The organism is Flavobacterium sp. W22_SRS_FP1, from assembly GCF_052113685.1.
Lineage (GTDB): Bacteria > Bacteroidota > Bacteroidia > Flavobacteriales > Flavobacteriaceae > Flavobacterium.
In genome coordinates this window covers 1-25,821 of the sequence record NZ_JBGQOE010000010.1, presented here as the reverse complement: position 1 = coordinate 25,821, position 25,821 = coordinate 1, and the positions used below count along the sequence as shown (strand labels likewise).

Sequence of the window (25,821 nt, the reverse complement as noted above, 5' to 3'; positions counted from 1 at the left end):
TTCTCTTTGTATTTATTCTATTACAAACTTAAACCCCATCGAGGCAATATTTGCTGATAGTCCATCGCTTCTTTCATAGTGATTCAATCGTAAATCTATTGATTTCAATCCTAAAATAAAAATTTTGGCTTGAGTAAAAATATCGGTGTACGTAAAACCGGCACCGTATTGATTACTGCCGAATTTGGAAAGATCATAATCCGACGTATAATATTTTTCAGTTGAAAGATGCTGTTCGTAGGGCGCGAAATAATTGGATGCCGTTTGAGTATAATAACGGTATAGTGGGTATGCAGTAAACTTTGAACTTATTTTTATCGGCAGTTCTATTGATACAGTATGTGCTTTAATACCCCAATTGTCCTCATAATACCTATAATAAGTTCTTGCTACTACATATTCATTAATATAAAAATTAAGCCTTGCTCCTATGGGCACTTTAAATCGTGAGCTTGGCAACCTTTCTTTATCATCTGCTAATTGATAAACACCTATATTAGCCGCAGTTTCATAAACAGGAATATACTGAGACTGTCCAATATAATAGTTTGCCTTATCAGCAAAATAAACCCTCTGGTACGGCGTTGCCAATAATCCCTCTTGCTTTAAAACATCCATAAAAACTGATAACTGAATTTTTTTCGTCAGGATTTGAGAAAAGGCAATAGAAGCCGAATAGGAATTTCGATTTGAATTTGAATAGGATGTAAATGCCGACGGTGAATAAGCTGTTGATTTAACACCATTTTGGTCCAAAATAGACACGCCAGAGAAAAACCCATTATTTTGAAAACCAGAACCGTAAGTATCATATTCATGTAATTCTGTTGGGTAAATCGGTCTCCACTGATCTAAATAAGCATTGGCTTTCAAGCTTATCTCCGTATTTTTCTCATTGAAAAGTTTAGTAAAACCGCCTCCAAAACCTATGGAGGTATAGTCATACTCATTAGAGAACGAAACATCTGCGTTCCAAATTGTATTTCTACTATCAGAACTATGACTGTAATTTGCAGAAACGGAAGCTAGTTGATCACTGGCCGAAGCTCCAGAAGAGGCTAGCCAAGGAGTTCCATAAGGACTATTAGTAGCAGCCTTTCCATTTGAAATTTTATCATCATACTCTCCGCCACCAGATGCTCCAGTAGCATTATACGGATTGATATTACTAGATGACGCTGACGTATAAGTAGATATTCCTACATCTATAGTTAAAACATCATCATCATTAATAGGAACCGCTACTACTATATTTGAGGCAATATCTGTTAACTTTTCTGATCCAATTCCCCCACCAACCGGCGAATGTGTTCCGTCTTGTTTATAATAACTCAATAAAAAATCTACTTCTGTATTTTCTAAAACTCTTTTTTTAAAAGTAGTTGGATTATCTTTTTCTTGTGCAAATCCAGTGAAACTTATTAAAGTAACTAATGCAATTAGTGTGTTTTTCATCTTTATAATTAATTACATCCACAACCACCACCTGTTTTTCCTCCATTGGCTCCAGCCGCAGCTTCGCGGTAAACCTGAAAACTAGTTTCATACCGTTCAGCAGGTTTTGCCGCCAATTTCATGTCAGGATCATTAATATACAATTTATCATATTCTTTAACTGCTACACAAGATTGCATCGCTAGCAATAAAACTAGAAAAAAAGGCCATTTATTCATTTTTATATTTTTTTAAATCTATATTTTTTGATGCGGATATTTTGCCGTTTTCTTCGACGTATATGCAGCCAACACCCGGAAGTTGATTTACTAAATCGAGCCCTACATCAACCCCAAGAACAAAAATTCCTGTCGCTAATGCATCGGCCAGTTCAGTTGATTTTGCAAAAACAGATACACTAACAACACCTGAAGCGGGATAACCGGTGCGAGTATCTATAATATGTGAGTACCTTTTACCGTTGAATGTGACATATTTTTCATAAGTACCAGAAGTTTCAACAGCGCTATCTTCTAAAGGAAAAGTAGCAAAAATTTTATCTTTATTTAAAGGATTCTTGATACCCACTTTCCATTTGTCTCCATTGAGTTGCTTCCCCCAGGTATTTATGTCACCTGAAATGTTTACAATTCCGGCCACAACTCCTTTATCAATTAACATGGCTTTAATTTTATCAGCAATAAACCCTTGACCGATTCCGCCTAAACCCAATTTCATTCCTTCATTCTTTAGAAAAACAGTGTTATTTTTAGAATCCAGAATAATATTTTGGTATCCTACTCTTGAAACGGAGTTTTTGATTTCTTCTGGCGTTGGCATCTTAGTCATGCTACCATCAAACTTCCATATTTTATCCATTGAAGCGTAACTGATATCGAATGCCCCTGAAGTTAATTCAGATATTTTAATAGCTCGTTGTACCAGATCAAATACCTCTTGGGGTACTTTTACAGCTTTGATCCCTGCATTTCTATTTACTTCAGAAATTGGAGTTGTAGGGATCCAGTCGGAAATCAAATGTTCTAATCGAGTCGTTTCGGCTACTGCCATATCTATATAGCTGTCAGCTTCTGGAGTATCTTTAGCAACTATGGTCATTTCAAAAGGACTTCCAAGCATTGATAAAGTTCTTCTATGTGTGGCCTGCGATGAGGCAAACATAAAACTTAATAAAAACAATAATAAAACTGATCTTTTCATTAGCAATTTATTTTAGAAAAGAATTAAGTGTGTCTATATATTCTTCAGGAGTTACATTTTTATAACTCTCTTTTCCTAATACTTTTCCTTTTCCATCTAGAACAACTACCAAAGGAAAAATCCCTTCCTGATTATATTTTTCCGCTAGACTTTGATTTTGTTTTTTTAATTCTTCAGGCAATTGATTTTGTTTCTTTTTAGGAAAGTCAGCCCTCTGAAGGATGTAATTTGTTAATGCATACTTTTTAAATGCCTCAGATTGCCAAATTGTTTTATCCAATTTTATGCACGGAGCGCACCAATCCGAACCCGAAAAAACCAAAATAATTGGCTTGTTTTGCGCTATGGCTTCCGCCGTAGTTTGGCTAAAGTCAGTTTTCCAATTTTGTGAATACCCTACTGTTGCGAAGAACAGTAATAAGAAGGCTATTTTATTTTTCATTTTATTTAATTTTAAACTTAATCACTATTTAATACTTAAATATGTTACAAATTTAACTTAAATCACTGCAACTTATTCTTGAATTCATTGTTCTTAAGCGTAAATTAAGAATACATAGCTGAGTAAATCAGTAGTTCGTCCTACCCCATAATTTAATCTTATAAAAGAAATTACGATGTCTTTTGTAAAACAGATATAGCTTGCTTATTTTTTATGTTGCAGATATTTTATAAAATTACAAACCTCCTTCATCCTGTTACATAATTACTTTCAGTTTTTTTTACTTTTAGTATTTAGAATGCTAAAGGCAGGTCAATCCGATAGAAGTTATTTAATAGCGGAATACAAGCCTATAGCTTTTATTAAAAACTATTCGATCTTGGCTTCTATATTGCATAAGAAATAATTATAGGAATCGCAGTTACCTTCAATTCTTAGATAACTTTCAAAAATCATTTTAAGTATATTACGATTAGAAACTCCTAGCTAAATAGAAACTTAATTAACAAATCTCTTAAGCTCTGCCAACCAGCATCGTATATAGTGAATACAAGGAAAACACCTCAAAATAAAGCAAATAATTATGATCCTATGAAATTGAATTCACAGGCTTATAATTATTTGCTTAAAATCTTTTATTCTGCGTCTTTATCGCTTTCAATTCCGAATAATTCTCCTTTTTTGAAAAGTTTTATGTCATTTTTTAATGCCTTGCTATTACGCTTTGTAAGCACATCTACATCTAAATTACTCAAATCAGGTTTTCCTGCATTTACCCAAGCCGTATACCAGAAACTTGCAGTTGCAGTTACTGCTTTCTTCATCTGGCTTTCCACCATTCCGTTTAACGCGGTGTGAAATTGCCCAGCGTAATCATCTGTATATTTTACTCCATTGTATTTGTTTTTCACAACAGCACCTTGCGCATCTGTTACAAAAATCTCATGTACACCCAAAGACGTCCTCAGTCCTTTATCAGCAGCCAACAATACAGGTACTAAACTATGTGTATCATGAATTATTTCCCAGGTCGCCTTGTCAACGTCCTCATAATAGTGTGCAGGAGCTACCGTAAATTTATAATCTTTTACAAACAACTCCGGTAATCTACTTTCCCATAAAGAATGGATTCCCTTTTGATCAGATTTTTGACCATCGTGATTGTCTGAAGTATGCAAAGGCATGTGGGCATCAGCAATATAATGACCTAAATCTGCCGCTATAAATAAGATCTCTGATTTACGTTTTTCTTTAAAAGCAGTAGTTAGTTTAGCCATCATGTCTTGAATATGCCACGGCAGAGTTCCATTTTTAGACAAAAACTTTTCGTCATATTTCTTTTTAGCTTCGACCATAGTTTTAGGGAAACTATCAACAGAGCCAAAGTTTTCCATGTCAAAATAATGTCTTGGGTTCTCTGCTTTGTCTTGCAGAATATATTTCCTCAGGTCCGGAACAGTTGATTCTTGGGTAATAAAGTCAATATGGTTGTAAAAGAAGACTTGCAGTGGTTTTGGAAGTGCCATAACTGCTGCTTTATTGATTCTTTCGTGCCCCACAATACCCCACGATAGGCTCAGGAAAGAAATAGCTACTGCAGTTAACACCAACATCGTAGGCTTAAACTTAAATTTTTTCATTACATTTAATTTTATGTGGTACAAATGTATTTTTTTTTGTACAATTCGAAGACAATGAGTTTAAGATTATTTTAATTTAAAGAAAAATATACAAATATGTTTCGCCATCAAGGAAAAAACAGAACTTTCATCCATGACTTACGTTTGGCCACTTTACTTTCATTTGTTGCGGGAATAGTAAATATCACTGGAGTTTTGGCCGTAAATACCTTAACAACAAATGTTACGGGGCACTTCGCTTTTTTCGCAGAAGAAGTGATCAAATACAACTATGCCGCAGCGTTCAGCTTTTTTGTTTTTACTCTTTTCTTCTTAATGGGAGCCTTCACGTCTAATTTTTTGTCTGAATTGGTTGCAATTAAACGACCAGGTTTACCACATGTAATCCCAATCGCACTCGAGATTGCAATTTTGACCACAGTCGGTTTTTTTGGCATGCAATCTGATTTGTCTTCACTTGAAGGGAAACTGATAGCCTTTTCTATGCTTTTTGGCATGGGAATCCAGAATGCCTTAGTGACAAAAATATCTAAATCAACGGTAAGAACAACGCATTTAACTGGGCTTTTCACTGATTTAGGCATCGAGTTATCACAGTTGTTTTTCTATAAGCATAAGAATGAAAGAAAAAGGCTGAACGCCAGCATCTACTTGCGCTTGTCGATAATTGTTTTCTTTTTTATTGGTTGTATTTCTGGAGGATTTTTGTATACGTTTATTGAAATAAAAACACTTTTTGTTGGATCTTTTTTTCTTTTAATAGCGCTCATTTATGATTACATCCGCTTGAAATTCTTCGTAATAAGAAGGAAAAAATTCACACACAACATTTAATAAAGGTATATCCCTAATGCGAAAATGGACTTCCTAATAAATGATTAATAACATTTACAGTAAGCCATTATACTTTCTCACAAACCATTCCGCAGCAAGCGTCAGGCCGATAAAAAGACACAACCAAGACCAATCAATCAAAGGAGTCCTTGTAGAATTGTTTTTTTCTATTGCTTTATAATCTTCATCATCCAAAAGACTTTTAATTAAGCTATCTACTTGATTCGATAAGTACCCTTTCCCACTCGTTTGAGTTGCCAATTGCTTCAGTTTCTCAAAATCAGGATTCACAAACTGTTTTTCTATATCAAAATCTAAAATTTCAAAACGACCGGAATAGCTTGTCATTGAATTGAGTTCTTTGACGGAAAACTTATAATTACCTGCAATCAGTCCATCTAGGTTTACTTTATAGAAGTTCTCACTTTTTAATAATTCATAGTTCTTGACCTCCTTAGTCTCTGTGTTGACTAAAGAAATACTTAAGCGTGCCTTTTCATCGAATTCATAATTTTTGTTAAAATATTGCGCGCTAATTTCAATAGCTTCTCCCGAATTATAAAAACTTTCATGATTGACAACCAAAGATTTTTTGGAATTGTTAGATGCCAAAAACTGTATTGTTTTGTCGATAAAAATATCAAATTTCTCAAAGGATTGATTTTCGACATGACTTTGTAGTCGCCATTTCCAAATATTTTCGCCCAAAAGGAAAGCTGTACGCCTACCTTGGGTTTCCCCAAAAGCCATTAAAGGCAAATTGGTTTCTAGATTTCTTATTTTTGAATATAGCAAAACAGAAACGTTTCCGGTAACAGCTGCAGTTCCATACTTATTCTCTAAAGGCGGAAAATTTTCAAAGTCAATATTATCTAGAGCAAACAGATTAAACTGGGGATTGAATGCGGCTAAATAATCTTCTTTCTGGTTACTCATCTTAAATTCTAAGCTATTTTGTTGCTGGTTTAAATATGAGAAGTCAGTGTTCGTTCCCGTAATTATAAATGTATTAATCCCAGCCGATTTATTTTCTTCAAAAACCTGTTTAAATTCAGCAGTTGGCTGGTAAATTATTAAAACATCATAATCACGCAATTGTTTTATATCCTGAGGTTTAAAAACGGTAACCTTACGCTGTGCATTAGATTCAATTGCTCGTTTTAAAGAACCAACATCAGGATGATTTAAAGACGAGATGATAGCTATATTTGTCTTCTGATCCATGACCTCTATAGCAAAATTTTTAGTGTTATTATAGGTGTTTATCTCCATTTCCATGGAAGAAATAGTAGCTTTAAAAACTTGCGAGCCCACTTTATTTGCCGGTAACAATACATTGATGACAGCCGTTTTTTTAGATGGTGTAAACTCAATTTTTTCCTTAGCCAAAACTGAATTCCCTTGCGATATAGTAAAATCTGCAGATATGTTTTTGCCTCCCGAATACTGCAAAAACACTTCTACAGGAAATTTGTTTTTGTAAAATGCATATTTATTTACATTCAGTTGATTTATTTTTAGATCAAATACCTTTGTGGTATCTCCTAGAACTATGGGAAACACTTTATTGGAAGTATCAAAACTATACACGTAATCGTTCCCGGAAGTTTGGTTTCCGTCGGTAATAATAACTGTGGGAAAGATTTTATTTCTATTATTCTTTTTAAGATTTGTAGCAATCAAGTCTAAGTTGGTTTGCGTGCCTTTAAAATCAAATTTATCCGATTCCTGAAATTCACTATCAAATCGATACGACTGAACGTCAAATTTCTCCTGCAAGCGTTTATCATTGACTAATGTTTGATACACTTCAACGGAGGTTTTATCTGCATTCAAAGCTACTATCGAGCTTGAATTGTCAACCACGACTGATAATAGAGGTTTTACTATCTCTGTTGAATTCTTAGTAATTATAGGATTGATCAGCAATAGCAGCACACCAAAAATGGATATAAATCGCAAAAAAGCCAAAAACAAAATCAATTTCGATTTGTTTTCGGCTTTGTAATAATATTGGAAAAACGATAAAATTCCAGCTACTAACAAGGAAAGAACTATTAATAGTGTTGTATTTAAAGTCATTCTTTTTTATTTAAATATAGTGCAAATTCAGAACTTTTAGATCATTTAAAATTCATCATTTATAATTTAAAATAATTTTAGGTAAGCATTCCTCCACATACATTCAATACTTGTCCAGAAATATAAGAACTCATATCCGAAGCTAAGAAAAGGCAAGCATTGGCAACGTCTTCAGTCGTGCCACCACGTTTCAATGGAATTCCATCTCTCCATCCTTGAACCACATCTGCATTTAATTTTGACGTCATTTCCGTTTCAATGAATCCGGGTGCAATTGCATTACAACGAATGTTACGAGAACCCAACTCAAGTGCTACAGATTTTGTAAAACCAATAACTCCTGCTTTAGAAGCTGCATAATTTGTTTGACCTGCATTTCCTTTTACTCCCACCACACTACTCATATTAATGATAGACCCTGAACGTTTTTTTAGTAAAGTTCTTTGAACAGCTTTCGTCATATTGAAAACTGATTTTAAGTTCACGCCTATAACTTTATCAAAATCTGCTTCAGACATTCGCATTAGCAAATTGTCTTTAGTTATGCCAGCATTATTGATCAAAATATCCACAGTACCAAAATCAGCAATTACAGCATCAACCATAGTTTGCGCCTCGTTAAAATCGGCAGCGTTTGACTGATATCCTTTTGCTTTAATACCCAAAGCATTCAATTCGTTTTCTAATGCTAAAGCAGACTCAACAGATGAACTGTATGTAAAAGCAACATTTGCTCCATGTTTTGCAAAAACTTCTGCAATTCCCTTTCCAATTCCGCGACTTGCTCCTGTTATAATGGCCACTTTTCCTTCTAGTAATTTCATATTCGAAAATTAATTTAATTTTTATTTGAAGCTATTCCTGCTATCCGCTTCAATCTTTTATGTCCGCTGTCGCGTACATAAAAGGATTTCCACTGCTATCAGGGCTATCTTATAGTGTTCAAATATAGAATAATTCCTTTTTTAAAAAAAATTTCAATTTCATTTAGCATCTAAATTTTATGATTTTTAAATATCAAGAAAACGCTTCACTAATTTATCCCAGAAAGAACTATAAATCGCAACTAAGGTAAAAACCAATAAAAACAGATGATACCAAGCGTTGGTCAGTAAGTCCATAAAATCAAGTTTACCATCAGCAAAACTTAGAATCAACAATACTTGTGCTCCATAAGGTAAAATTCCTTGAATAACGCAGGAAAAGATATCAAGTATTGCAGCCGTTTTTTTAGGACTCAATGCATATTCATCACTGATTTCCTTCGCAATTCCACCTGTTATAACAATCGAAACCGTATTATTGGCAATAGCCACATTGGTAAAACCAACCAATGCACCTATTCCGGCCTGCGCCGATTTTTTGCTTTTAATGCGTTTCTTGATCTGATGTAATATGTAATCAATTCCTCCAGCTTTATCCACCATCGCGGCTAAACCGCCAGTTAGCATCGATAATAAAAATATTTCGGTCATACTCGTAAATCCTTCATATATTTTTTGGGCAAATACCAATAGAGTGAAATGATTTCCAAAATAGCCAATCACTCCAGCCAATAGTGTTCCAATAATCAATGTCGAAAAAACATTTACACCAACCAATGCAAGGACAATGACTAAAACATATGGAATAATGGTAATCCATTCAAAACTGCTCTTAGGAATCGGCACAGCTATTATATCTGAGTTTAATCCCAAATAGAAAAACAGCAAAATAGTAATAACTGCTGCAGGAAAAGCGATAAACAAATTTATCTTGAATTTATCCTTCAATTCACAACCTAGAGATTGAGTCGCGGCAATTGTAGTGTCCGAAATCATCGAAAGATTATCCCCTAGCATTGAGCCTCCCAGCAAAGCGCCTGCAATCAGAGGCAGTGATGCTCCGCTAGAATTAGCTAGATTAACAGCTATAGGCCCTATAGCAACAATAGCACCCACAGAAGTTCCTGTAGCTGTCGATAGAAATGCTGCAATTAAAAAGATGCCTAAAGGAAAATACGCGACGTCAATAGTATTGATGCCAAGGTTTACAACAGCATCTACACCTCCCGTTGCTTTACTGACAACAGCAAACGCTCCAGCCAAAAGATAAATTAAACACATGGTCATAATTTTACTCTCTCCGCAACCAGCTATCAAAGTAGCAGATTTTTCATCGGCTGAGCTCCTGAACATAAGAAAAGCAGCAATAATGCCAATTAATACTGCAACTGGGGCGGGTAAAGAATAAAAGTCATCTAGCCAAATACCAGCTCCTAAAAACGTAAAAATGAAAATCAATAAGGGAATTAAAGCGTAGGCACTTCCTTTTTCTTTCAATGAATGGGTCATAAAGTAGTTTTAAAATGAAATAATGATAACGAAAAACTACAGCTAAAAAGAATGGGAATGTAAAACAACATTTTTTCCAAAGAGTTTGGCTTATCGTTTTAGCACCTTGCTTGTCTTTGCAGGTTGCTATCCTATTAAAGGATTCGTGATAACGGTGGCAAAAGTACTTAATTCTTTATGAAATCATTTCTCTTTTATCAAAAAAAAAAAAAAAGCGCCACAAAATGCAGCGCAATATTAGAATCGTTTATTCAAACGAGAATACTATTTTGTTTTAAAAAGCGACATTCCATTTTGGTAGCCTTCCGTTTTCATCTAAAAAGTTTTGTAAAACTTGTCCTTCTACAAATGTTGGAATCCCTTTCGACTTATCGTTGAATGTTTCATACCACACTACTTCTAAAGTACTGATATCTTCTTTAGCCATTTGTGCTGGCCAAGAATATTTTCTTCCTGTTTTTGCAAATTGATGCCCTTCAACAATTTTTTCTTTCAAACCACCATTTTTGATTTTCAAAGAGCCGTCATTTTGAACAGTTCCAGTAGAACCTACCATGATCAACTCTTTTTCATCTCCAACTGAATAAACCAAAAATACGCCACTTCCTTCAGAAGCATTGCAAACTTGTTCTAAACTATCAGCTGCTGTAAAAGTAAAACTATCGCTTACTTTAAACTTTTTCAATTCTTTGTGCATCTTTCTTTTGTATTAATTTTAAATAAAATGCCTCACAGAACACAGTGAGGCATTTTTATAATGAATTGAAATCATTAATAATTTTTCAATTATCCAATAACCTCTTTTACTTTCTTACCAATTTCAGCTGGAGAATCCACAACGTGTATTCCACATTCTCTCATGATTTGTTTTTTAGCTTCTGCCGTATCGTCAGATCCGCCTACGATAGCACCTGCATGACCCATTGTTCTTCCTGCTGGAGCGGTAACTCCTGCAATGAAACCTACAACTGGTTTGCGGTTACCATCTGCTTTAATCCAATGCGCAGCATCAGCTTCTAATTGACCACCTATTTCACCTATCATTACGATACATTCAGTTTCCGGGTCATTCATCAACAATTCCACTGCTTCTTTCGTAGTTGTTCCAATGATAGGATCTCCACCAATACCGATAGCTGTAGTGATTCCTAATCCTTGTTTTACCACTTGATCAGCTGCTTCGTAAGTCAAAGTTCCAGATTTAGATACGATACCTACAGTTCCTTTTTTGAAAACAAAACCCGGCATGATACCAACTTTAGCCTCTCCTGGAGTAATAACACCTGGACAGTTTGGCCCAATTAACCTTGCGCTTCTTTCTTTTACGTAAGCATTTGCTTTAATCATATCAGCTACGGGGATTCCTTCCGTAATTGCTATAATCACTTTTATTCCAGCGTCTGCAGCTTCCATTATTGCATCAGCTGCAAAAGCAGGTGGTACAAAAATAATAGTTGTATCAGCACCAGCTTGTTCAACTGCGTCTTTTACCGTATTGAAAACTGGACGATCTAGATGAGTAGTACCCCCTTTTCCCGGAGTTACACCACCAACAACATTAGTACCGTACTCGATCATTTGAGAAGCATGGAAAGTTCCTTCGCTTCCTGTAAAACCTTGAACAATAATTTTGGAATCTTTATTAACTAAAACACTCATGATATATATTTTATGTGATTTTTAAAAATTGTGCTGCAAAAGTAAGGTTTTGAAAATTATCTGACACCTTTCCTATCAAAATATATTATGATATTTGACTCATTTGATAACCTCTGTGTAATTTATTGTCTTTTATTTGCCAAATTGATATAAAATTTGCCAACAACATCTCTTCCCTTGGATTCTCTACTGTTTTTACAAAATGGGCATAACGCACAGTAATCATATCGTTTTCTGCGATAATGTGGCTTATTCTTATTTTAGAACGAACGTAAGCTTTAGCTAGTTCATCGGATAAATTCACAAGCGAATCAAAATTCAGCTGTATGAAACCCTTACTACTATTCCAATCTACTACTACATCAGGATGTAAAAATTCCTTAAGAACGGCACTGTCTAAAAGAGCATCTGATTTGTAGAACTCTTGAACGATTTCTTTTGCTGTCATAATTATTTCAATTTATTTAAAATCTCTGGGATCTTTTTAATATTGGCCAATTGCTTCAACTTTTCTCTAGACTCTTCTATCGGAGTTCCAAAATAAGTTTTCCCTCCCTCTACTGATTTTGTTACTCCTGTTTGACCAAGAATTACGGCTTTTTCTCCAATTGTTATTCCGCTTGTAGTACCTACTTGTCCCCAGATCGTAACTTCATCTTCAATAATTACGCAACCTGCGATACCTGTCTGGGAAGCTATCAAACATTTTTTTCCTATCACTGTGTCATGACCTACATGCACCTGATTATCAATTTTTGTTCCTTCACCAATGATTGTGTCACCAGTAACTCCTTTGTCAATAGTACAAAGGGCACCAATTCCTACATTATCTTTTATTACTACCCTACCGCACGAAAGTAATTGATCAAAACCTTCCTCTCGCTTTTTATAATAAAAAGCATCAGCACCTAAAATGGTACCGGCGTGAATAATTACGTTATCTCCAATGACGGTATAGTCATATATAGAAACATTAGAATGTATCATACAGTTTCTACCAATAACAACGTGGTTTCCTACGAAACTATTTGGCTGTATTACAGTCCCTTGACCCACTATCGCTGAAGCAGCAACTGATACATTACAGGACTGAAAAGGTTTGAAATGCTTCGTTAGCTTATTAAAGTCCCTAAAAGGATCGTCAGATATCAGAAGCGCTTTTCCTTCAGGACAATCTACTTTTTTATTAATTAGAATAATAGTTGCAGCTGATTTTAATGCTTTATCATAGTACTTAGGATGATCGACAAAAACGATATCTCCTCTTTCTACGACATGAATTTCGTTCATACCTAAAACTTCAAAATTCTTATCACCTATAGATTCGCACTTAAGCAAATTTGCGATTTCTTGTAAAGAATGTACTTTATTAAATTTCATAAATTTAGTGTTCATAGATCAGTATTCAGCCCAATTGCAAACTGAATACTGACCATTGCAAGCTATTCTTTAACGCGTTCCATGTAAGAACCTGACGCAGTATCTATCTTTATTTTATCTCCTTCATTTATAAATAAAGGCACGTTTATGGTAGCACCTGTTTCCATAGTTGCTGATTTTGTGGCATTTGTAGCCGTATTTCCTTTAATTCCAGGTTCAGCATATGTTACTTCAAGAATAACTGAAGGCGGCATATCTACTGATAAAGGCAAATCAGTCTCTGTATTGATACTTACCATTACGGTTTCTCCTTCTTTTAATAGATCTGGTGAATCCAAAATATTTTTATTCAAAGATATTTGCTCGAAGTTTTCAGTATTCATAAAATGAAAATCATCCCCTTCAGGATATAAATATTGAAACTTATGGTTTTCAACTCGTACTTCTTCAATTTTATGTCCTGCTGAAAAGGTATTGTCCAATACTTTTCCATTACTTAAACTTCTAAGTTTCGTCCTTACAAAAGCAGGCCCTTTTCCTGGCTTGACATGAAGAAATTCGATGATTTTGTAGATGTCATTGTTATATTTAATGCACAATCCATTTTTGATGTCTGATGTAGAAGCCATTTTATTGTTTTTTTATTGATTCGTCTATTTGTTGATTCGTTTATTTGTCTAATATATAAAAAATCAAACAACTAATTTTTTTAATAATTTCCAGTGTATCCTTTCATAACTCCTCTAGATGAATTTCTGATGAAATCCAAGATTTCGTCACGTTCAGGAGTTGCTTCCATCTCCGCTTCAATAATTCCTATTGCCTGTGTAGTGTTATAATTTTTTTGGTACAAAATTCTATAAATGTCTTGAACTTCTTTAATTTTTTCAGTTGTAAAACCCCTTCTTCTAAGGCCTACAGAATTAATCCCAACATAAGACAAAGGCTCTTTCGCCGCTTTTGTAAATGGGGGAACGTCCTTTCTAACTAATGAACCGCCAGAAATCATGGCATGGTCGCCAATATGGATAAACTGATGCACTGCTGCCAATCCGCCAATAACAGCAAATTTACCAACAGTTACATGTCCTGCTAAGGCCACACCATTTACAATTATTACATTGTCACCGATATGACAGTCATGGGCGATATGTGCCGTTGCCATAACCAAACAATTCTTTCCGAGTGTTGTCTGACCAGATGCTATCGTACCACGGTTGATTGTAACGCACTCTCTAATGGTACAGTTGTCACCAATGATAGCAAGTGACTCCTCTCCACCAAACTTTAAATCTTGTGGAATTGCAGATATAACTGCTCCAGGAAATATATTACAATTTTTTCCAATTCTTGCGCCTTCCATAATGGTAACATTAGAACCTATCCATGTTCCATCGCCAATAACTACGTTATTATGAATAGTCGTAAAAGGCTCAATGACAACATTTTTGGCTATTTTCGCGCCAGGATGAACATATGCTAAGGGTTGATTCATCTACTTATTTTTATGTTTTTTTTTTATATTCGTGATAAAAAATTTGAACGTTTAATTCCGTGTTTCTTACCCTAATTTTAAATTTATTGCTTTTTGGCAATTTGAGCCATTAATTCTGCTTCTGCAACCAGCTTTCCATTCGCGTAAGCGTTCGCCTGCATATGACAAATCCCTCTTCTGATAGGCGTAATTAAATCGCATTTAAATATCAAAGTATCACCAGGTAACACTTTGTGTTTGAATTTGACGCTGTCTATTTTCATAAAGTAAGTTAAATAGTTTTCTGGATCCGGAACAGTGCTTAACACTAATATCCCTCCGGTTTGTGCCATGGCTTCAACAATTAAAACACCTGGCATAACTGGAGCTTCTGGAAAATGGCCTACAAAGAAATTTTCGTTCATTGTCACATTTTTCATTCCAACCACATGACTTTCAGACATCTCTATAATTCTATCAATCAACAAAAATGGAGGTCGATGAGGAAGCACTGACATAATTTTGTGAATATCCATCAAAGGCTCCAAATTTAAGTCAAAAACTGGAACGTAATTTCTTTGTTCTATTTTAATAATTTTTGCCATTTTCTTAGCAAATTGAGTATTAACAAAATGACCTGGCTTGTTAGCGATAACTTTACCTTGTATTTTTGTTCCAATCAAAGCTAAATCTCCAACTACATCCAGCAGCTTGTGTCGAGCAGCTTCATTAGGATAATGCAAAGTAAGGTTGTCTAATATTCCATTAGATTTTACGTTAACGGTGTCTTTTCTGAATGCCTCCTTCAAGTTCTTCATTGTAGATTCAGATATCTCTTTATCAACATATACGATGGCATTATTCAAGTCGCCTCCTTTAATTAAACCATTGTCTAACAATTCCTCTAATTCATGTAAAAAACTAAAGGTTCTTGATTCAGATATTTCCGTTTTAAAATCAGCAATACTTTTCATATTGGCATTCTGCGTACCCAATATTTTAGTGCCAAAATCAACCATGGCAGTAACGCAATAATGGTCACTTGGCATAATCAATATTTCACTTCCCGATTCTTCATCAGTAAAAGAAATAACTTCTTTTACTACATATACCTTTCGTTTTGCATTCTGCTCTTCGACTCCAGCTTTTTCGAGAGCTTCCACAAAGTACTTGGAAGAACCATCCATTATGGGTAGCTCAGAAGCATTTAACTCGATAATCACATTGTCCAAATCGCAACCCACTAATGCCGCCAGAACATGTTCTGGGGTTTGGATTTTTACTCCTAGTTTTTCTAAATTGGTTCCTCTTTGTGTATTAACAACATAATTCGCATCAGCTTCAACAACAGGCTGCCCCTCTAGGTCTACTCTTACAAAAGTGAATCCATTATTGATTGGAGCCGGCTTGAAAGTCATTTCGACTTCTTTACCGGTGTGTAAACCGACTCCAGTAAGAGAGATTTCTGCCTTGATAGTCTTCTGTTTAACCATTATTCCCTTTTTTTTGTTTTATTATTTGTTTCTTTAATTCTTCTATGTCTGCGACAATTTTCGGCAAGTTTTTAAAATAGACATATGATTTACTAAAATCATTGTAACCAAATGTTGGACTTCCTTGCAAGATTTCATCATCTTTAATATTCCTGCCAACACCAGATTGCGCTTGAATTCGAACATTATTTCCTATAATTAAATGCCCTGCAATTCCTACTTGTCCACCGATCATGCCATTTTTACCAATTTTAGTGGAACCAGCGATACCCGTTTGCGCGGCAATCACTGTGTTTTCGCCTATTTCGACATTATGGGCAATCTGAATTTGATTGTCAAGTTTTACCCCTTTTCTTATAATGGTAGAGCCCATTGTTGCCCTATCTATGGTAGTGCAAGAACCAATATCCACATTGTCTTCTATAATAACGTTGCCAATTTGGGGTATTTTTTTAAACGTGCCGTCAGTATTAGGCGCAAAACCAAAACCATCCGCACCAATTATAGCACCAGAATGAATGGTGCAATTGTTTCCGATCACCGTTTCTGAATATACTTTTGCACCTGCAAAAATAATCACATTATCCCCAATTAAAACGTTATCCCCGATAAAACAATTAGGATAGATCTTAACATTATCACCAATCACGACGTTTAAACCTAGATAACTAAAACTGCCTAAATATAAATTTTTGCCATATTTAGTGTTTTCCGAAATAATCGATGGCTGTTCTATTCCGATTTTGTTTCCCCTCGCCTGATCATAAAACTCTAATAATTTTGAAAAAGCCATATAGGCATCATCAACTTTTATTAATGTTGTTTTTATTTCTGCTTCTGCTTCAAAGGTTTTATTCACTATCGTAATAGTAGCCTCTGTTTTATAAATGAAGCCATTGTATTTAGGGTTCGATAAAAAAGTCAATGAACCCATTTTTCCTTCTTCAATTTTAGATAACTCATGAACTTCAGCATTGGGATTCCCAACGACCTCACCTTCCAATATCACTGCTATTTGTTCTGCTGTAAATTTCATCCCGACAAAAATATAAAAAAAATAGATTTTAAATGTTGATTTCTACAAGTTGTTTTGGGAAACAAATGTAATATTTAGTAACCGATTTCGATAATGATTTTAAATTCAGCTGGTCAGAAGATTCTATTACATCCTCGACAGTCCTGTCTTTTTTCAAAATTCGGATTGGTTCCTGAACCTTACTATAAGCTTGATTTTTTATCTTTCCCTTAAAAATAAAAAAATTAGTTTCCGCAATACTTATGTTATTTTCCAAAGCAAAACGTTCCTTCAAAGGCTGTAAGTCTTCTACAGGCACTTTTTCACTTGTTAATTTTATTTTCAATAAATCCCTATTGATGATCATCTTGCTTAACGACGATAAAATAAAATCTTCATGGCGTTGCCATGACTTTAAAGCGCTAATAATATCAAAATCATCCAATTGAGAAAACAAATCCAAAGTCTCTGTATCGAATGTTGCCAGTGTAATTTTGTTTTGTAAAAAAAACAATAGCGGATCACTGCAAGGCAAAGTCACTCCTTTTAATGTAAGTTCTTTGGCACGTTTTAATATTCTGGTCAAAATTAACTCCGCTACCAAACTAGTTTTATGCAGATAAGCCTGCCAGTACATCAGTCGCCTAGACATTAGGAATTTCTCTACTGAATAGATTCCTTTTTCTTCAATAACCAAAACATCATCCACCACATTCATCATTTGGATTAATCGCTCCGAATTGACATTTCCTTCCGCAACGCCTGAGTAGAAGCTGTCACGTTTTAAATAATCCATTCGATCCATATCCAATTGACTCGATATAAGCTGCAACATGAATTTTCTATGATAATCTCCTTCAAACACCTGAATGGCTAAATTTAACTGACCATTAAATTCTACATTCAATTGATGCATAAACAACAACGAAATTTCCTCATGATGTACGTCCTCCACGATACTTCTTTCCATCGCATGAGAAAATGGTCCGTGCCCTATATCGTGTAACAAAATGGCAATATACAAGGCATTTTCCTCTTCAGAGCTGATAGAAACCCCTTTAAAACGGAGTACTTCTACTGCCTTTTGCATCAAATGCATGCAGCCCAAAGCGTGATGAAAACGGGTATGATTCGCCCCTGGATATACTAAGTAAGATAATCCCATTTGAGAAATCCTTCTTAAACGCTGGAAATAAGGATGTTGTATTAGGTCGTAAATTAATGCATTCGGGATGGTGATGAACCCATAAATGGGATCATTAAATATTTTTAGCTTATTGATTTGACTCACTATAACTTTATTTTAGGTCAACAAATATAGTCAAATTTAGACCTTATTAATAAAAAGGGGTATCTGATAGCTGTTTCAGTCCAAAGTGATTTGTTTTCTTACATTAAATTTAGAAAACAGCAATTCTGATAAAATTAACATAACATTAAGTTCGATTGGTTCGGTCTTTTACGAACCAATCGTACATTTACAAAAAATTTGTATGGACAATCTCCAAAAAGAAAGAGAGGAAATCATTGAAATACTTGGTATTCATTTTGAGTCTTTATATAAAATTCCTCCATTAGCTGGAAGGATTTTGGGGCTATTAATTGTTGATGGGTGCAAATCAGGATTATGTTTTGAAAACATAGTCGCAAAACTAGCAGCAAGTAAAAGTTCTATATCAACCAATATCAATTTGCTCCTTAAAATGGAACGGATATATTATATTACAATAACAGGCGACAGAAAAAAATATTTTAAATCAGCTCCATTAAGTAACAGATTAACTAGTTACTTAAAAATGATAGAAGCAGAAAGTATCGTCATTAATAAAATGCATGATTATCGAAAAAAAACAGCCTCTTCGATTGAAGAACAATGCAATCTGGAAAATATCATTTCGTATAAAAATCATCTGTTAGAAGTTGAAAAATCACTTCAAAAAACAATAGCTGAATTTAAAAAGATAGAAATAAATAATACCAATAGTAACAATTAATAAATAAAATTCAATAAAATGAAGAAAATTTCATTCCCAATAATAGCTGTTTTACTCATATTTTCATCTTGTGGAAAAAAAGCAGAACAACCACCATTACAAGGACCAGTACCGTTTGCTGTTCAAAAAATAGTTAAGGAAGATGCTACCGTTTACCAAGAATTTACTGCTAATATTGAAGGACAGCAAAATGTAGAAATACGACCAAAGGTGAATGGTTTTATCGAGAAAATATATGTAGATGAAGGACAACTAGTTAAAAAAGGACAAATCCTTTTTAAATTAGAAACACAAATGCTTAACCAAGATGCTTCTGCTTCAAAAGCGATGGTTCAAGCTGCTCAAGTTGAAGTGGATCGCTTAAAGCCACTTGTAGATCGAAACATTATTAGTAATGTACAATTAGAAACTGCTAAAGCCCGATTAGCGCAAGCTAAAAGCGCTTATGGAAGTGTTGTAGCAAACATTGGTTATGGCACTATCTATTCTCCTGTAAACGGCGTGATTGGTAGCCTTCCCTATAAAGAAGGTAGCTTAGTTAATCCTACTTCTGAAATGGCTTTAACAACTGTTTCCGATACTAGGAATGTACGCGCCTATTTTACTATGAATGAAAAACAACTGCTCTCCTTTAATAAAATTTTTAATGGAACGACTGCTGCCGATGCACTAAAGTCAACTCCTGAAGTTTCTTTAATATTAGTTGACGATTCAGAATACGAACAAAAAGGTAGAATTACTACTATGAATGGATTAGTAAACCCTACAACAGGCACAACTGAATTTAGAGCTGATTTCAAGAATCCAAAGGGGCTTTTAAGAAGTGGTAGTAGTGGAATTATTCGTTTACCAATAGTACAGAACGATGTGGTTGTCGTACCTCAAAGAGCTGTTTTTGAAGTACAAGGAAATAAAATAGTGTATGCTGTTGAGCAAGGAAATAAAGTAAAGTCAAGAATTATTGAAACCAATGGAACTTCAGAATTGAATTTTATTGTAGTTAATGGCCTTAATAGCGATGATGTAGTTGTAATTGAAGGAGCTTCGAAACTTAAAGATGGAATGCAAATTATTCCTAAATCAGCAAGCCCACATGAAGGTCAATCTAAAGTGGTTGCTACTCCTTCGACAATAAAATAAACAAAAGCAATAATCGCATAAAGAAAATAAAATGTTAAAAACTTTTATAGAGAGACCTGTACTCTCAACAGTAATATCAATCATAATTACCATTTTGGGTGTTTTAGGATTGATGTCCTTACCCGTCGAAGAATATCCTGAGATTGCTCCGCCTACCGTTCAGGTTTCAGCGACTTATACTGGAGCTAATGCAGAAACTGTATTAAATAGTGTAGTCATTCCGCTAGAAGAAGAAATAAATGGTGTTGAAGGTATGACTTATATGACTTCGACAGCTGCAAATGACGGATCCGCAAATATTTCTGTTTATTTTGGATTGGGGACAGATCCCGATATTGCTGCGGTAAACGTTCAAAATAGAGTTGCAAGAGCCACAAGTAAATTGCCATCATCGGTAGTTCAAACGGGGGTAACCACGATTAAAAGTCAAAATAGTGCTTTAATGTTCTTTGCTTTGTATTCGAACAATAAAGACTATGACGAAGTTTATATTCAGAACTACGCTAAAATTAATTTGGTTCCAAAATTACAACGTGTAAAAGGAGTTGGTCAGGTAAACGTAATTGGAGCTAAGGATTATTCGATGCGAATATGGATCGATCCCGAGAAAATGTCCAGTTATAATATCGCACCACAAGATGTTCAGGCTGCTTTGCAAGAACAAAACGTGGAGGCAGCTCCTGGTAAAATTGGCGCAAATGCTGAAGGTATTTACGAATATGTAATTAAATATAAGGGAAGACTTAGTGAAGTAAAAGAGTACGAAAATATTATAATAAAATCAATTGGAAATGGTAATTTCCTGAGACTTAAAGATGTTGCAACGGTAGAACTTGGTGCTTTCAATTACGGAACCAAGAATATAGCCATGGGTAAAAAAGGTGTAGTAGTGGGAGTTTTTCAAACTTCTGGTTCGAATGCTCAAGATATAGCGACTGAAATAATGTCTATTTTAGAAGAATCTAAACCTGATTTTCCTGCAGGAATTGATTATATCATACCATACAATTCTAAAACATTTTTGGATGCTTCAATTGATAAAGTAATAAGTACTTTGATTGAAGCCTTTTTATTGGTTTTCTTAGTAGTTTATTTATTCTTGCAAGATTTTAGATCTACGCTAATTCCGGCAATTGCGGTTCCAGTAGCTATTATTGGTACGTTTTTTTTCCTACAATTATTTGGATTCTCGATCAATATGTTGACATTATTTGCCATGATTCTTGCCATTGGAATTGTCGTCGATGATGCTATTGTCGTCGTCGAGGCCGTCCATGCAAAACTAGACGAAGGTGCAAAATCAGCTAAAGAAGCTACTCTCTCTGCAATGGGTGAAATTTCTGGAGCCATTATTTCGATTACACTTGTAATGTCAGCAGTATTCATTCCCGTTTCCTTTTTAAGTGGACCGGCAGGAGTATTCTACCAACAGTTTTCCATTACTTTAGCAATCGCTATTTTGATTTCTGCGGTAAATGCTTTGACTTTAAGTCCTGCTTTGTGTGCGTTACTGTTGAAACCGCATGCAGACTCTAAACATCATAATGCAAATTTTAAAGATCGTTTTTTCATTGCTTTCAATACCAATTTTGATCGAATGAATAAAAAATATGTGAAATCATTAGGATTTTTAACTCGCAAAAAATGGATCGTTGTCGTGGCTCTTTTTGTGTTTTCTGGAATTACGGTCTTTCTTTTCCAAGTCACACCTTCAGGATTTATACCAAATGAAGACCGCGGAATCATCTTTGCCGATGTGACATTACCTCCCGGTTCTACTCTAGAAAATACGCAAAAAACGGTTCAAGAATTAGATTCTATACTTGAATCCATGGATCTTGTAGAAGCAAGAATAAACATTGTAGGTTTTAGTCTGCTAAATAATATTAACGGAGGTTCCTATTCTTTCTCCGTAATTAAATTGAAAGACTGGGGGGAACGTACCGAGGATGATCAATCTGTAGATGCTGTAGTAAAACAATTATTTGCTAAAACTGCAGATATTAAAAGTGCTAAGATATTATTTTTTACCCCTCCAAGCATTAGAGGATTAGGTACTACTGATGGTTTTGAATTAAAAATTGAAGACAAAGGAAATGATGATTGGCAAACTATAAGTAAAGTGAGCAATGAGTTTCTTGGGGAATTAATGAAGCGACCTGAAATACAGTACGCCATTACTAATTTCAATCCTAATTTTCCTCAATATCAGATGGACGTTAATGTGGAGAGAGCTAAGGATGCGGGTGTTGAAATTACAACAATATTTAATACAATGCAGGGGTACTATGGTGGTTTGTACACAACCGACTTTAACAAGTTTGGTAAGCAATACCGCGTAATGATTCAGGCAAAATCTGAAGATCGTGCTAACCTTGAATCTATTAACAACATCTATGTAGTTAATAACAGTGGACAAAAAGTAGCGATAAGTCAGTTCGTAGATTTTAAAAGAATTTACGGTCCTGAAGCTGTCTCTCGTTTTAATATGTTAAAATCTGTAAATGTAAACGGGAAATCAAATCCCGGATTTAGTAGTGGTGACGCCATTAAAGCTGTTCAGGCAGTTGCTGCACAACATTTACCCAAAACCTATACTTATGAGTTTTCCGGATTAACCAGAGAAGAAATTATAGCAGGAAATCAAGCAATTGGTGTGTTTTTATTAAGTTTGATATTTGTGTACTTTTTACTAAGTGCTCAGTATGAAAGTTATTTAGTTCCGCTATCTATACTACTTTCATTACCAGTTGGTGTATCAGGAGCAATTGGTTTTGTCTATATAGCAGGATTAGAAAACAACATCTACTTTCAAGTCGCCCTGATTATGCTTATTGGATTACTCGCCAAGAATGCTATTTTGATTGTCGAGTTCGCCATACAAAGGCGACGCAATGGCATGGACTTAACAAAAGCGGCGATCGAAGGAGCACGTGCTCGTTTACGTCCTATCTTAATGACCTCATTGGCTTTCATCTTCGGTCTATTACCATTGGCACTAGCTTCTGGAGTAGGTGCTGTAGGTAACCGTTCCATTGGTATGGGAGCTGTAGGAGGAATGTTAGTAGGTACCCTATTAGGGATATTTGTTATTCCTGTTTTATTTGTAATCTTCCAAGGCTTGCAAGAACGTATTAGCGGTAAACCAATAGTAGTTAATCAAAAAAATGATGTTGCACCTTTAGATAAAGAAAATGAAAAATAAAATATACAGAATCGCAGTATTAACTGTGACAGCAACGGTAATGCAGTCGTGTTTTGTTGCTAAAGAATATAAACGACCAGAATTAAAAACGGAAAATTTGTATCGAAATGAAGTAGTGTTATCAGACACTACTTCATTAGCTAATGTCTCTTGGGACAAGGTTTTTACCGATCCCCTTTTACAGGGATACATTTCAAAAGGATTACAAAATAATCTGGATGTGCGCATCGCTATGCAAAATATTATTGCCGCACAAGCCACAATGAAACAGGGAAAAGCGGGCTACTTCCCTAGCCTATCTGTAGGGGCTGATTGGACACATCAATCTATATCAAAAAATAGCCAATCTGGTACGTTCTTGCAAACTCTCGATGTTGACCAGTACCAATTAGGAGGGAGTCTCTCGTGGGAAGCTGATATCTGGGGTAAAATAAGAAGTAATAAACGCGCAACTAACGCCGCATACCTACAAACAACAGCAGTAAATCAAGCTATAAAAACGCAATTAATTGCAAATATAGCCACGATTTATTACCAATTAGTTTCAGTTGATGAACAAATTAAGGTGGCCGAAGAAACTTTAATTAATCGTGAGAAAAGTGTCGAAACGATTTTAGCATTGAAAAAAGCGGGGAATGTTACTGAAGTTGGTGTAAAACAAACCGAGGCACAAAAATACGCCACGGAGATCATTATTGCCGATTTAAAAAACAGTGTTGTCATCCTTGAAAACACATTTAGCACACTATTAGCTGAGCCCTCGGCAAAAATTGAACGTGATACTTTTGAATCTCAAAATATGCAACCCGCAATAACAATTGGTGTTCCAGCTAATTTGTTGCGAAACAGGCCTGATGTTATTGCTGCTGAGTACAATCTGATTACCAACTTTGAAATGACTAACGTTGCAAAAAGTGGTTTTTATCCAAGTTTAACATTAACTGCTAGTGGTGGCTTTCAAAGTATTGACATAAAGGAATGGTTTAGCGCCAATTCTATTTTTGCAAATGTTATTACAGGATTAACACAACCCATTTTCAATAGAAGGCAAGTAAAAACCGCGTTGGAGATCGCCAAAGCTAATCAGGAAAAAGCCTATTTACAATTTGAGCAATCCTTACTTACGGCGGGCAAGGAAGTCTCGGATGCACTAGCGCAATACAAAAACGAAACTTATAAAATTACGATTCGTGAAAAACAGGCAGACGCATTAATAAAAGCAAGTAATTACTCAGAAGAATTATTAACCTACGGTTTAGCTAATTACTTGGAAGTATTAACTGCTAAAGATGCTGCTTTAAATGCTCAATTAAGTTTAGTAGATAATAAATTCCAACAATACAAAGCAGTAGTTCAATTGTATAGAGCCCTTGGTGGTGGATGGCAATAATAGTAAAACTTGATAAAATTATAATAGGTTAATTAATTCGAAGAAAGCCACTAAGTATTGTACTTAGTGGCCTTTTTTATGAAAATAAATATGCTTTTTACAATCTTCTTATCCAGATATTTCTAAATTGTGTTTTGCAACCATGTTCTTGTAACGAAATCACATCTTCTCCGTGAGAGGAAGGATAATTATGTAAACCTGAGTAAAGGGTCAATCCATTGATAGTTGCATTATTTTGTACCAAAACACCATTATGAAAAACAGTTATTCTTGCTGGAGCATCAATCAATCCATTCGCTTTAAAACGTGGTGCGGTGTAAACAACATCATAACTATTCCATTCTAAAGGTGTTTTCATTGCATTAACTAAGGGCGGATGATCTTTGTAGATGCTTCCTGCTTGCCCATTGCTATACGTTCTATTGTTATAGGAATCCAATACTTGTAGTTCATATCTGTTTTGAAAAAATACACCGCTATTCCCTCGCCATTGTCCACCATCTACCACCACATCTGGAGCACTCCACTCTATGTGTAATTGACAATCGCCGAATTGCATTTTTGTCTGAATTCCGCCTGAACCAGAAACTACCTCCATATAATCGTTATCAACAATTTTCCATACAGCAGGTTTTTCAATATCATTTTGACTTACCCATTCATCCATGTTTTTACCATTAAATAAGACAATGGCATCCGAAGGTGCCTCTCCTTGCTTTTTTCCTGGTGTAACTATTTTTACTTCCGGTTCCCAAATTTCAGTCATTTCTGGTTTCATTGCCATAGGTGATACTTCTGGTGGGGTATCAATTACCGTATGCTGCGCCATTAGAGCTGTACTCGAAAACAAAACTACTATTCCAAAATAACCACTTATTTTTCTTGATTTCATAACTACTTAATTTAATAAAGGATAAAAATATAATAAAACCGCTCTGTTTTTACACTAAATCTGAAAAAACACAATGTTATTATCAATTTATTTAGATAAACATTCCTTCGCTGTTGTGGTCTAACCCCCTAATAATCGGACTTTAACATTTTAAGTTTTACAAACATACAAAATAAGTAAATATCTTTGCTTT

Annotated in this window: 23 protein-coding genes and 1 riboswitch; of the genes, 5 read left to right on the top strand and 18 right to left on the bottom strand. The window is 34.9% G+C overall.

All coding sequences use genetic code 11. From position 1 onward, the window contains the following. Positions 1-12: 12 nt before the first annotated feature. The 5 genes from ACEN2H_RS07585 to ACEN2H_RS07565 form a co-directional block, all read right to left on the bottom strand. Positions 13-1,455 (bottom strand): DUF3570 domain-containing protein, encoded by a 1,443-nt coding sequence (locus tag ACEN2H_RS07585; RefSeq protein ID WP_441731721.1) that lies wholly within the window; start codon positions 1,453-1,455, stop codon positions 13-15. Positions 1,456-1,463: 8 nt separating this feature from the next. Next, positions 1,464-1,673 (bottom strand): DUF4266 domain-containing protein, encoded by a 210-nt coding sequence (locus ACEN2H_RS07580; RefSeq protein ID WP_441731720.1) that lies wholly within the window; start codon positions 1,671-1,673, stop codon positions 1,464-1,466. Continuing rightward, positions 1,666-2,655 carry an FAD:protein FMN transferase gene (locus ACEN2H_RS07575; protein WP_441731719.1) on the bottom strand — a complete coding sequence of 330 codons (990 nt, stop codon included), beginning with the start codon at positions 2,653-2,655 and terminating at the stop codon, positions 1,666-1,668. The genes ACEN2H_RS07580 and ACEN2H_RS07575 overlap by 8 nt, the downstream gene beginning before the upstream one ends. A 7-nt stretch (positions 2,656-2,662) precedes the next feature. Next, positions 2,663-3,097, bottom strand: coding sequence for a thioredoxin family protein (locus ACEN2H_RS07570; RefSeq protein ID WP_441731718.1), 435 nt, complete (start codon positions 3,095-3,097; stop codon positions 2,663-2,665). A gap of 635 nt (positions 3,098-3,732) precedes the next feature. Continuing rightward, positions 3,733-4,737, bottom strand: a complete 1,005-nt coding sequence (locus ACEN2H_RS07565) for a zinc dependent phospholipase C family protein (RefSeq protein ID WP_441731717.1) — start codon at positions 4,735-4,737, stop codon at positions 3,733-3,735. 96 nt (positions 4,738-4,833) lie between these two features. Here ACEN2H_RS07565 and ACEN2H_RS07560 point away from each other — a divergent pair, with 96 nt between their 5' ends. Further along, positions 4,834-5,571, top strand: coding sequence for a YoaK family protein (locus tag ACEN2H_RS07560; protein WP_441731716.1), 738 nt, complete (start codon positions 4,834-4,836; stop codon positions 5,569-5,571). A gap of 54 nt (positions 5,572-5,625) precedes the next feature. Here ACEN2H_RS07560 and ACEN2H_RS07555 read toward each other — a convergent pair whose 3' ends face one another. The 12 genes from ACEN2H_RS07555 to ACEN2H_RS07500 all read right to left on the bottom strand — a co-directional run bounded on the left by ACEN2H_RS07555 (position 5,626) and on the right by ACEN2H_RS07500 (position 18,298). After that, positions 5,626-7,653 (bottom strand): hypothetical protein, encoded by a 2,028-nt coding sequence (locus ACEN2H_RS07555; protein WP_441731715.1) that lies wholly within the window; start codon positions 7,651-7,653, stop codon positions 5,626-5,628. 77 nt (positions 7,654-7,730) lie between these two features. Further along, positions 7,731-8,477 (bottom strand): 3-oxoacyl-[acyl-carrier-protein] reductase, encoded by a 747-nt coding sequence (fabG, locus tag ACEN2H_RS07550; protein ID WP_441731714.1) that lies wholly within the window; start codon positions 8,475-8,477, stop codon positions 7,731-7,733. Between the two features lie 186 nt (positions 8,478-8,663). Beyond that, positions 8,664-9,986, bottom strand: a complete 1,323-nt coding sequence (locus ACEN2H_RS07545; RefSeq protein WP_441731713.1) for a Na+/H+ antiporter NhaC family protein — start codon at positions 9,984-9,986, stop codon at positions 8,664-8,666. Positions 9,987-10,046: 60 nt separating this feature from the next. Continuing rightward, positions 10,047-10,143: riboswitch (SAM-I-IV-variant riboswitch) on the bottom strand. Between the two features lie 117 nt (positions 10,144-10,260). After that, positions 10,261-10,683 (bottom strand): hypothetical protein, encoded by a 423-nt coding sequence (locus ACEN2H_RS07540; protein WP_441731712.1) that lies wholly within the window; start codon positions 10,681-10,683, stop codon positions 10,261-10,263. A gap of 89 nt (positions 10,684-10,772) precedes the next feature. Beyond that, the gene (gene sucD / locus ACEN2H_RS07535; RefSeq protein WP_441731711.1) at positions 10,773-11,645 is read right to left on the bottom strand and encodes a succinate--CoA ligase subunit alpha; all 873 of its coding nucleotides are present in this window, start codon (positions 11,643-11,645) and stop codon (positions 10,773-10,775) included. A gap of 85 nt (positions 11,646-11,730) precedes the next feature. Continuing rightward, positions 11,731-12,093 (bottom strand): nuclear transport factor 2 family protein, encoded by a 363-nt coding sequence (locus ACEN2H_RS07530; protein WP_441731710.1) that lies wholly within the window; start codon positions 12,091-12,093, stop codon positions 11,731-11,733. Positions 12,094-12,095: 2 nt separating this feature from the next. Further along, positions 12,096-13,025 (bottom strand): UDP-3-O-(3-hydroxymyristoyl)glucosamine N-acyltransferase, encoded by a 930-nt coding sequence (locus tag ACEN2H_RS07525; RefSeq protein WP_441731709.1) that lies wholly within the window; start codon positions 13,023-13,025, stop codon positions 12,096-12,098. A gap of 62 nt (positions 13,026-13,087) precedes the next feature. Continuing rightward, a complete protein-coding gene (gene efp, locus ACEN2H_RS07520) occupies positions 13,088-13,654 on the bottom strand; it encodes an elongation factor P (RefSeq protein ID WP_441731708.1) in 567 nt (188 codons plus the stop codon). A gap of 80 nt (positions 13,655-13,734) precedes the next feature. Continuing rightward, entirely contained in the window at positions 13,735-14,520 is a 786-nt protein-coding gene (gene lpxA / locus ACEN2H_RS07515) for an acyl-ACP--UDP-N-acetylglucosamine O-acyltransferase (RefSeq protein WP_441731707.1), read from the bottom strand. An 83-nt stretch (positions 14,521-14,603) separates the two neighbouring features. Further along, complete coding sequence (locus ACEN2H_RS07510; protein WP_441731706.1) at positions 14,604-15,992, bottom strand: bifunctional UDP-3-O-[3-hydroxymyristoyl] N-acetylglucosamine deacetylase/3-hydroxyacyl-ACP dehydratase; 1,389 nt, start codon at positions 15,990-15,992, stop codon at positions 14,604-14,606. Continuing rightward, complete coding sequence (gene lpxD, locus ACEN2H_RS07505; protein ID WP_441731705.1) at positions 15,985-17,028, bottom strand: UDP-3-O-(3-hydroxymyristoyl)glucosamine N-acyltransferase; 1,044 nt, start codon at positions 17,026-17,028, stop codon at positions 15,985-15,987. Before lpxD ends, ACEN2H_RS07510 begins: the two co-directional genes overlap by 8 nt. A gap of 28 nt (positions 17,029-17,056) precedes the next feature. Next, positions 17,057-18,298 carry an HD domain-containing protein gene (locus ACEN2H_RS07500; protein WP_441731704.1) on the bottom strand — a complete coding sequence of 414 codons (1,242 nt, stop codon included), beginning with the start codon at positions 18,296-18,298 and terminating at the stop codon, positions 17,057-17,059. A 202-nt stretch (positions 18,299-18,500) separates the two neighbouring features. Here ACEN2H_RS07500 and ACEN2H_RS07495 point away from each other — a divergent pair, with 202 nt between their 5' ends. From ACEN2H_RS07495 to ACEN2H_RS07480, 4 genes are read left to right on the top strand one after another with little or no spacing between them, the layout of a single operon-like run. Next, positions 18,501-19,001, top strand: coding sequence for a GbsR/MarR family transcriptional regulator (locus ACEN2H_RS07495; RefSeq protein ID WP_441731703.1), 501 nt, complete (start codon positions 18,501-18,503; stop codon positions 18,999-19,001). An 18-nt stretch (positions 19,002-19,019) separates the two neighbouring features. Continuing rightward, positions 19,020-20,141 carry an efflux RND transporter periplasmic adaptor subunit gene (locus tag ACEN2H_RS07490; protein WP_441731702.1) on the top strand — a complete coding sequence of 374 codons (1,122 nt, stop codon included), beginning with the start codon at positions 19,020-19,022 and terminating at the stop codon, positions 20,139-20,141. 31 nt (positions 20,142-20,172) lie between these two features. Beyond that, positions 20,173-23,346, top strand: coding sequence for an efflux RND transporter permease subunit (locus tag ACEN2H_RS07485; RefSeq protein WP_441731701.1), 3,174 nt, complete (start codon positions 20,173-20,175; stop codon positions 23,344-23,346). After that, complete coding sequence (locus tag ACEN2H_RS07480) at positions 23,336-24,736, top strand: efflux transporter outer membrane subunit (protein ID WP_441731700.1); 1,401 nt, start codon at positions 23,336-23,338, stop codon at positions 24,734-24,736. The genes ACEN2H_RS07485 and ACEN2H_RS07480 overlap by 11 nt, the downstream gene beginning before the upstream one ends. A 97-nt stretch (positions 24,737-24,833) precedes the next feature. Here the strand turns inward: ACEN2H_RS07480 and ACEN2H_RS07475 are convergent, their stop codons facing one another. After that, positions 24,834-25,628, bottom strand: a complete 795-nt coding sequence (locus ACEN2H_RS07475; protein ID WP_441731699.1) for a 3-keto-disaccharide hydrolase — start codon at positions 25,626-25,628, stop codon at positions 24,834-24,836. Between the last annotated feature and the right edge of the window lie 193 nt (positions 25,629-25,821).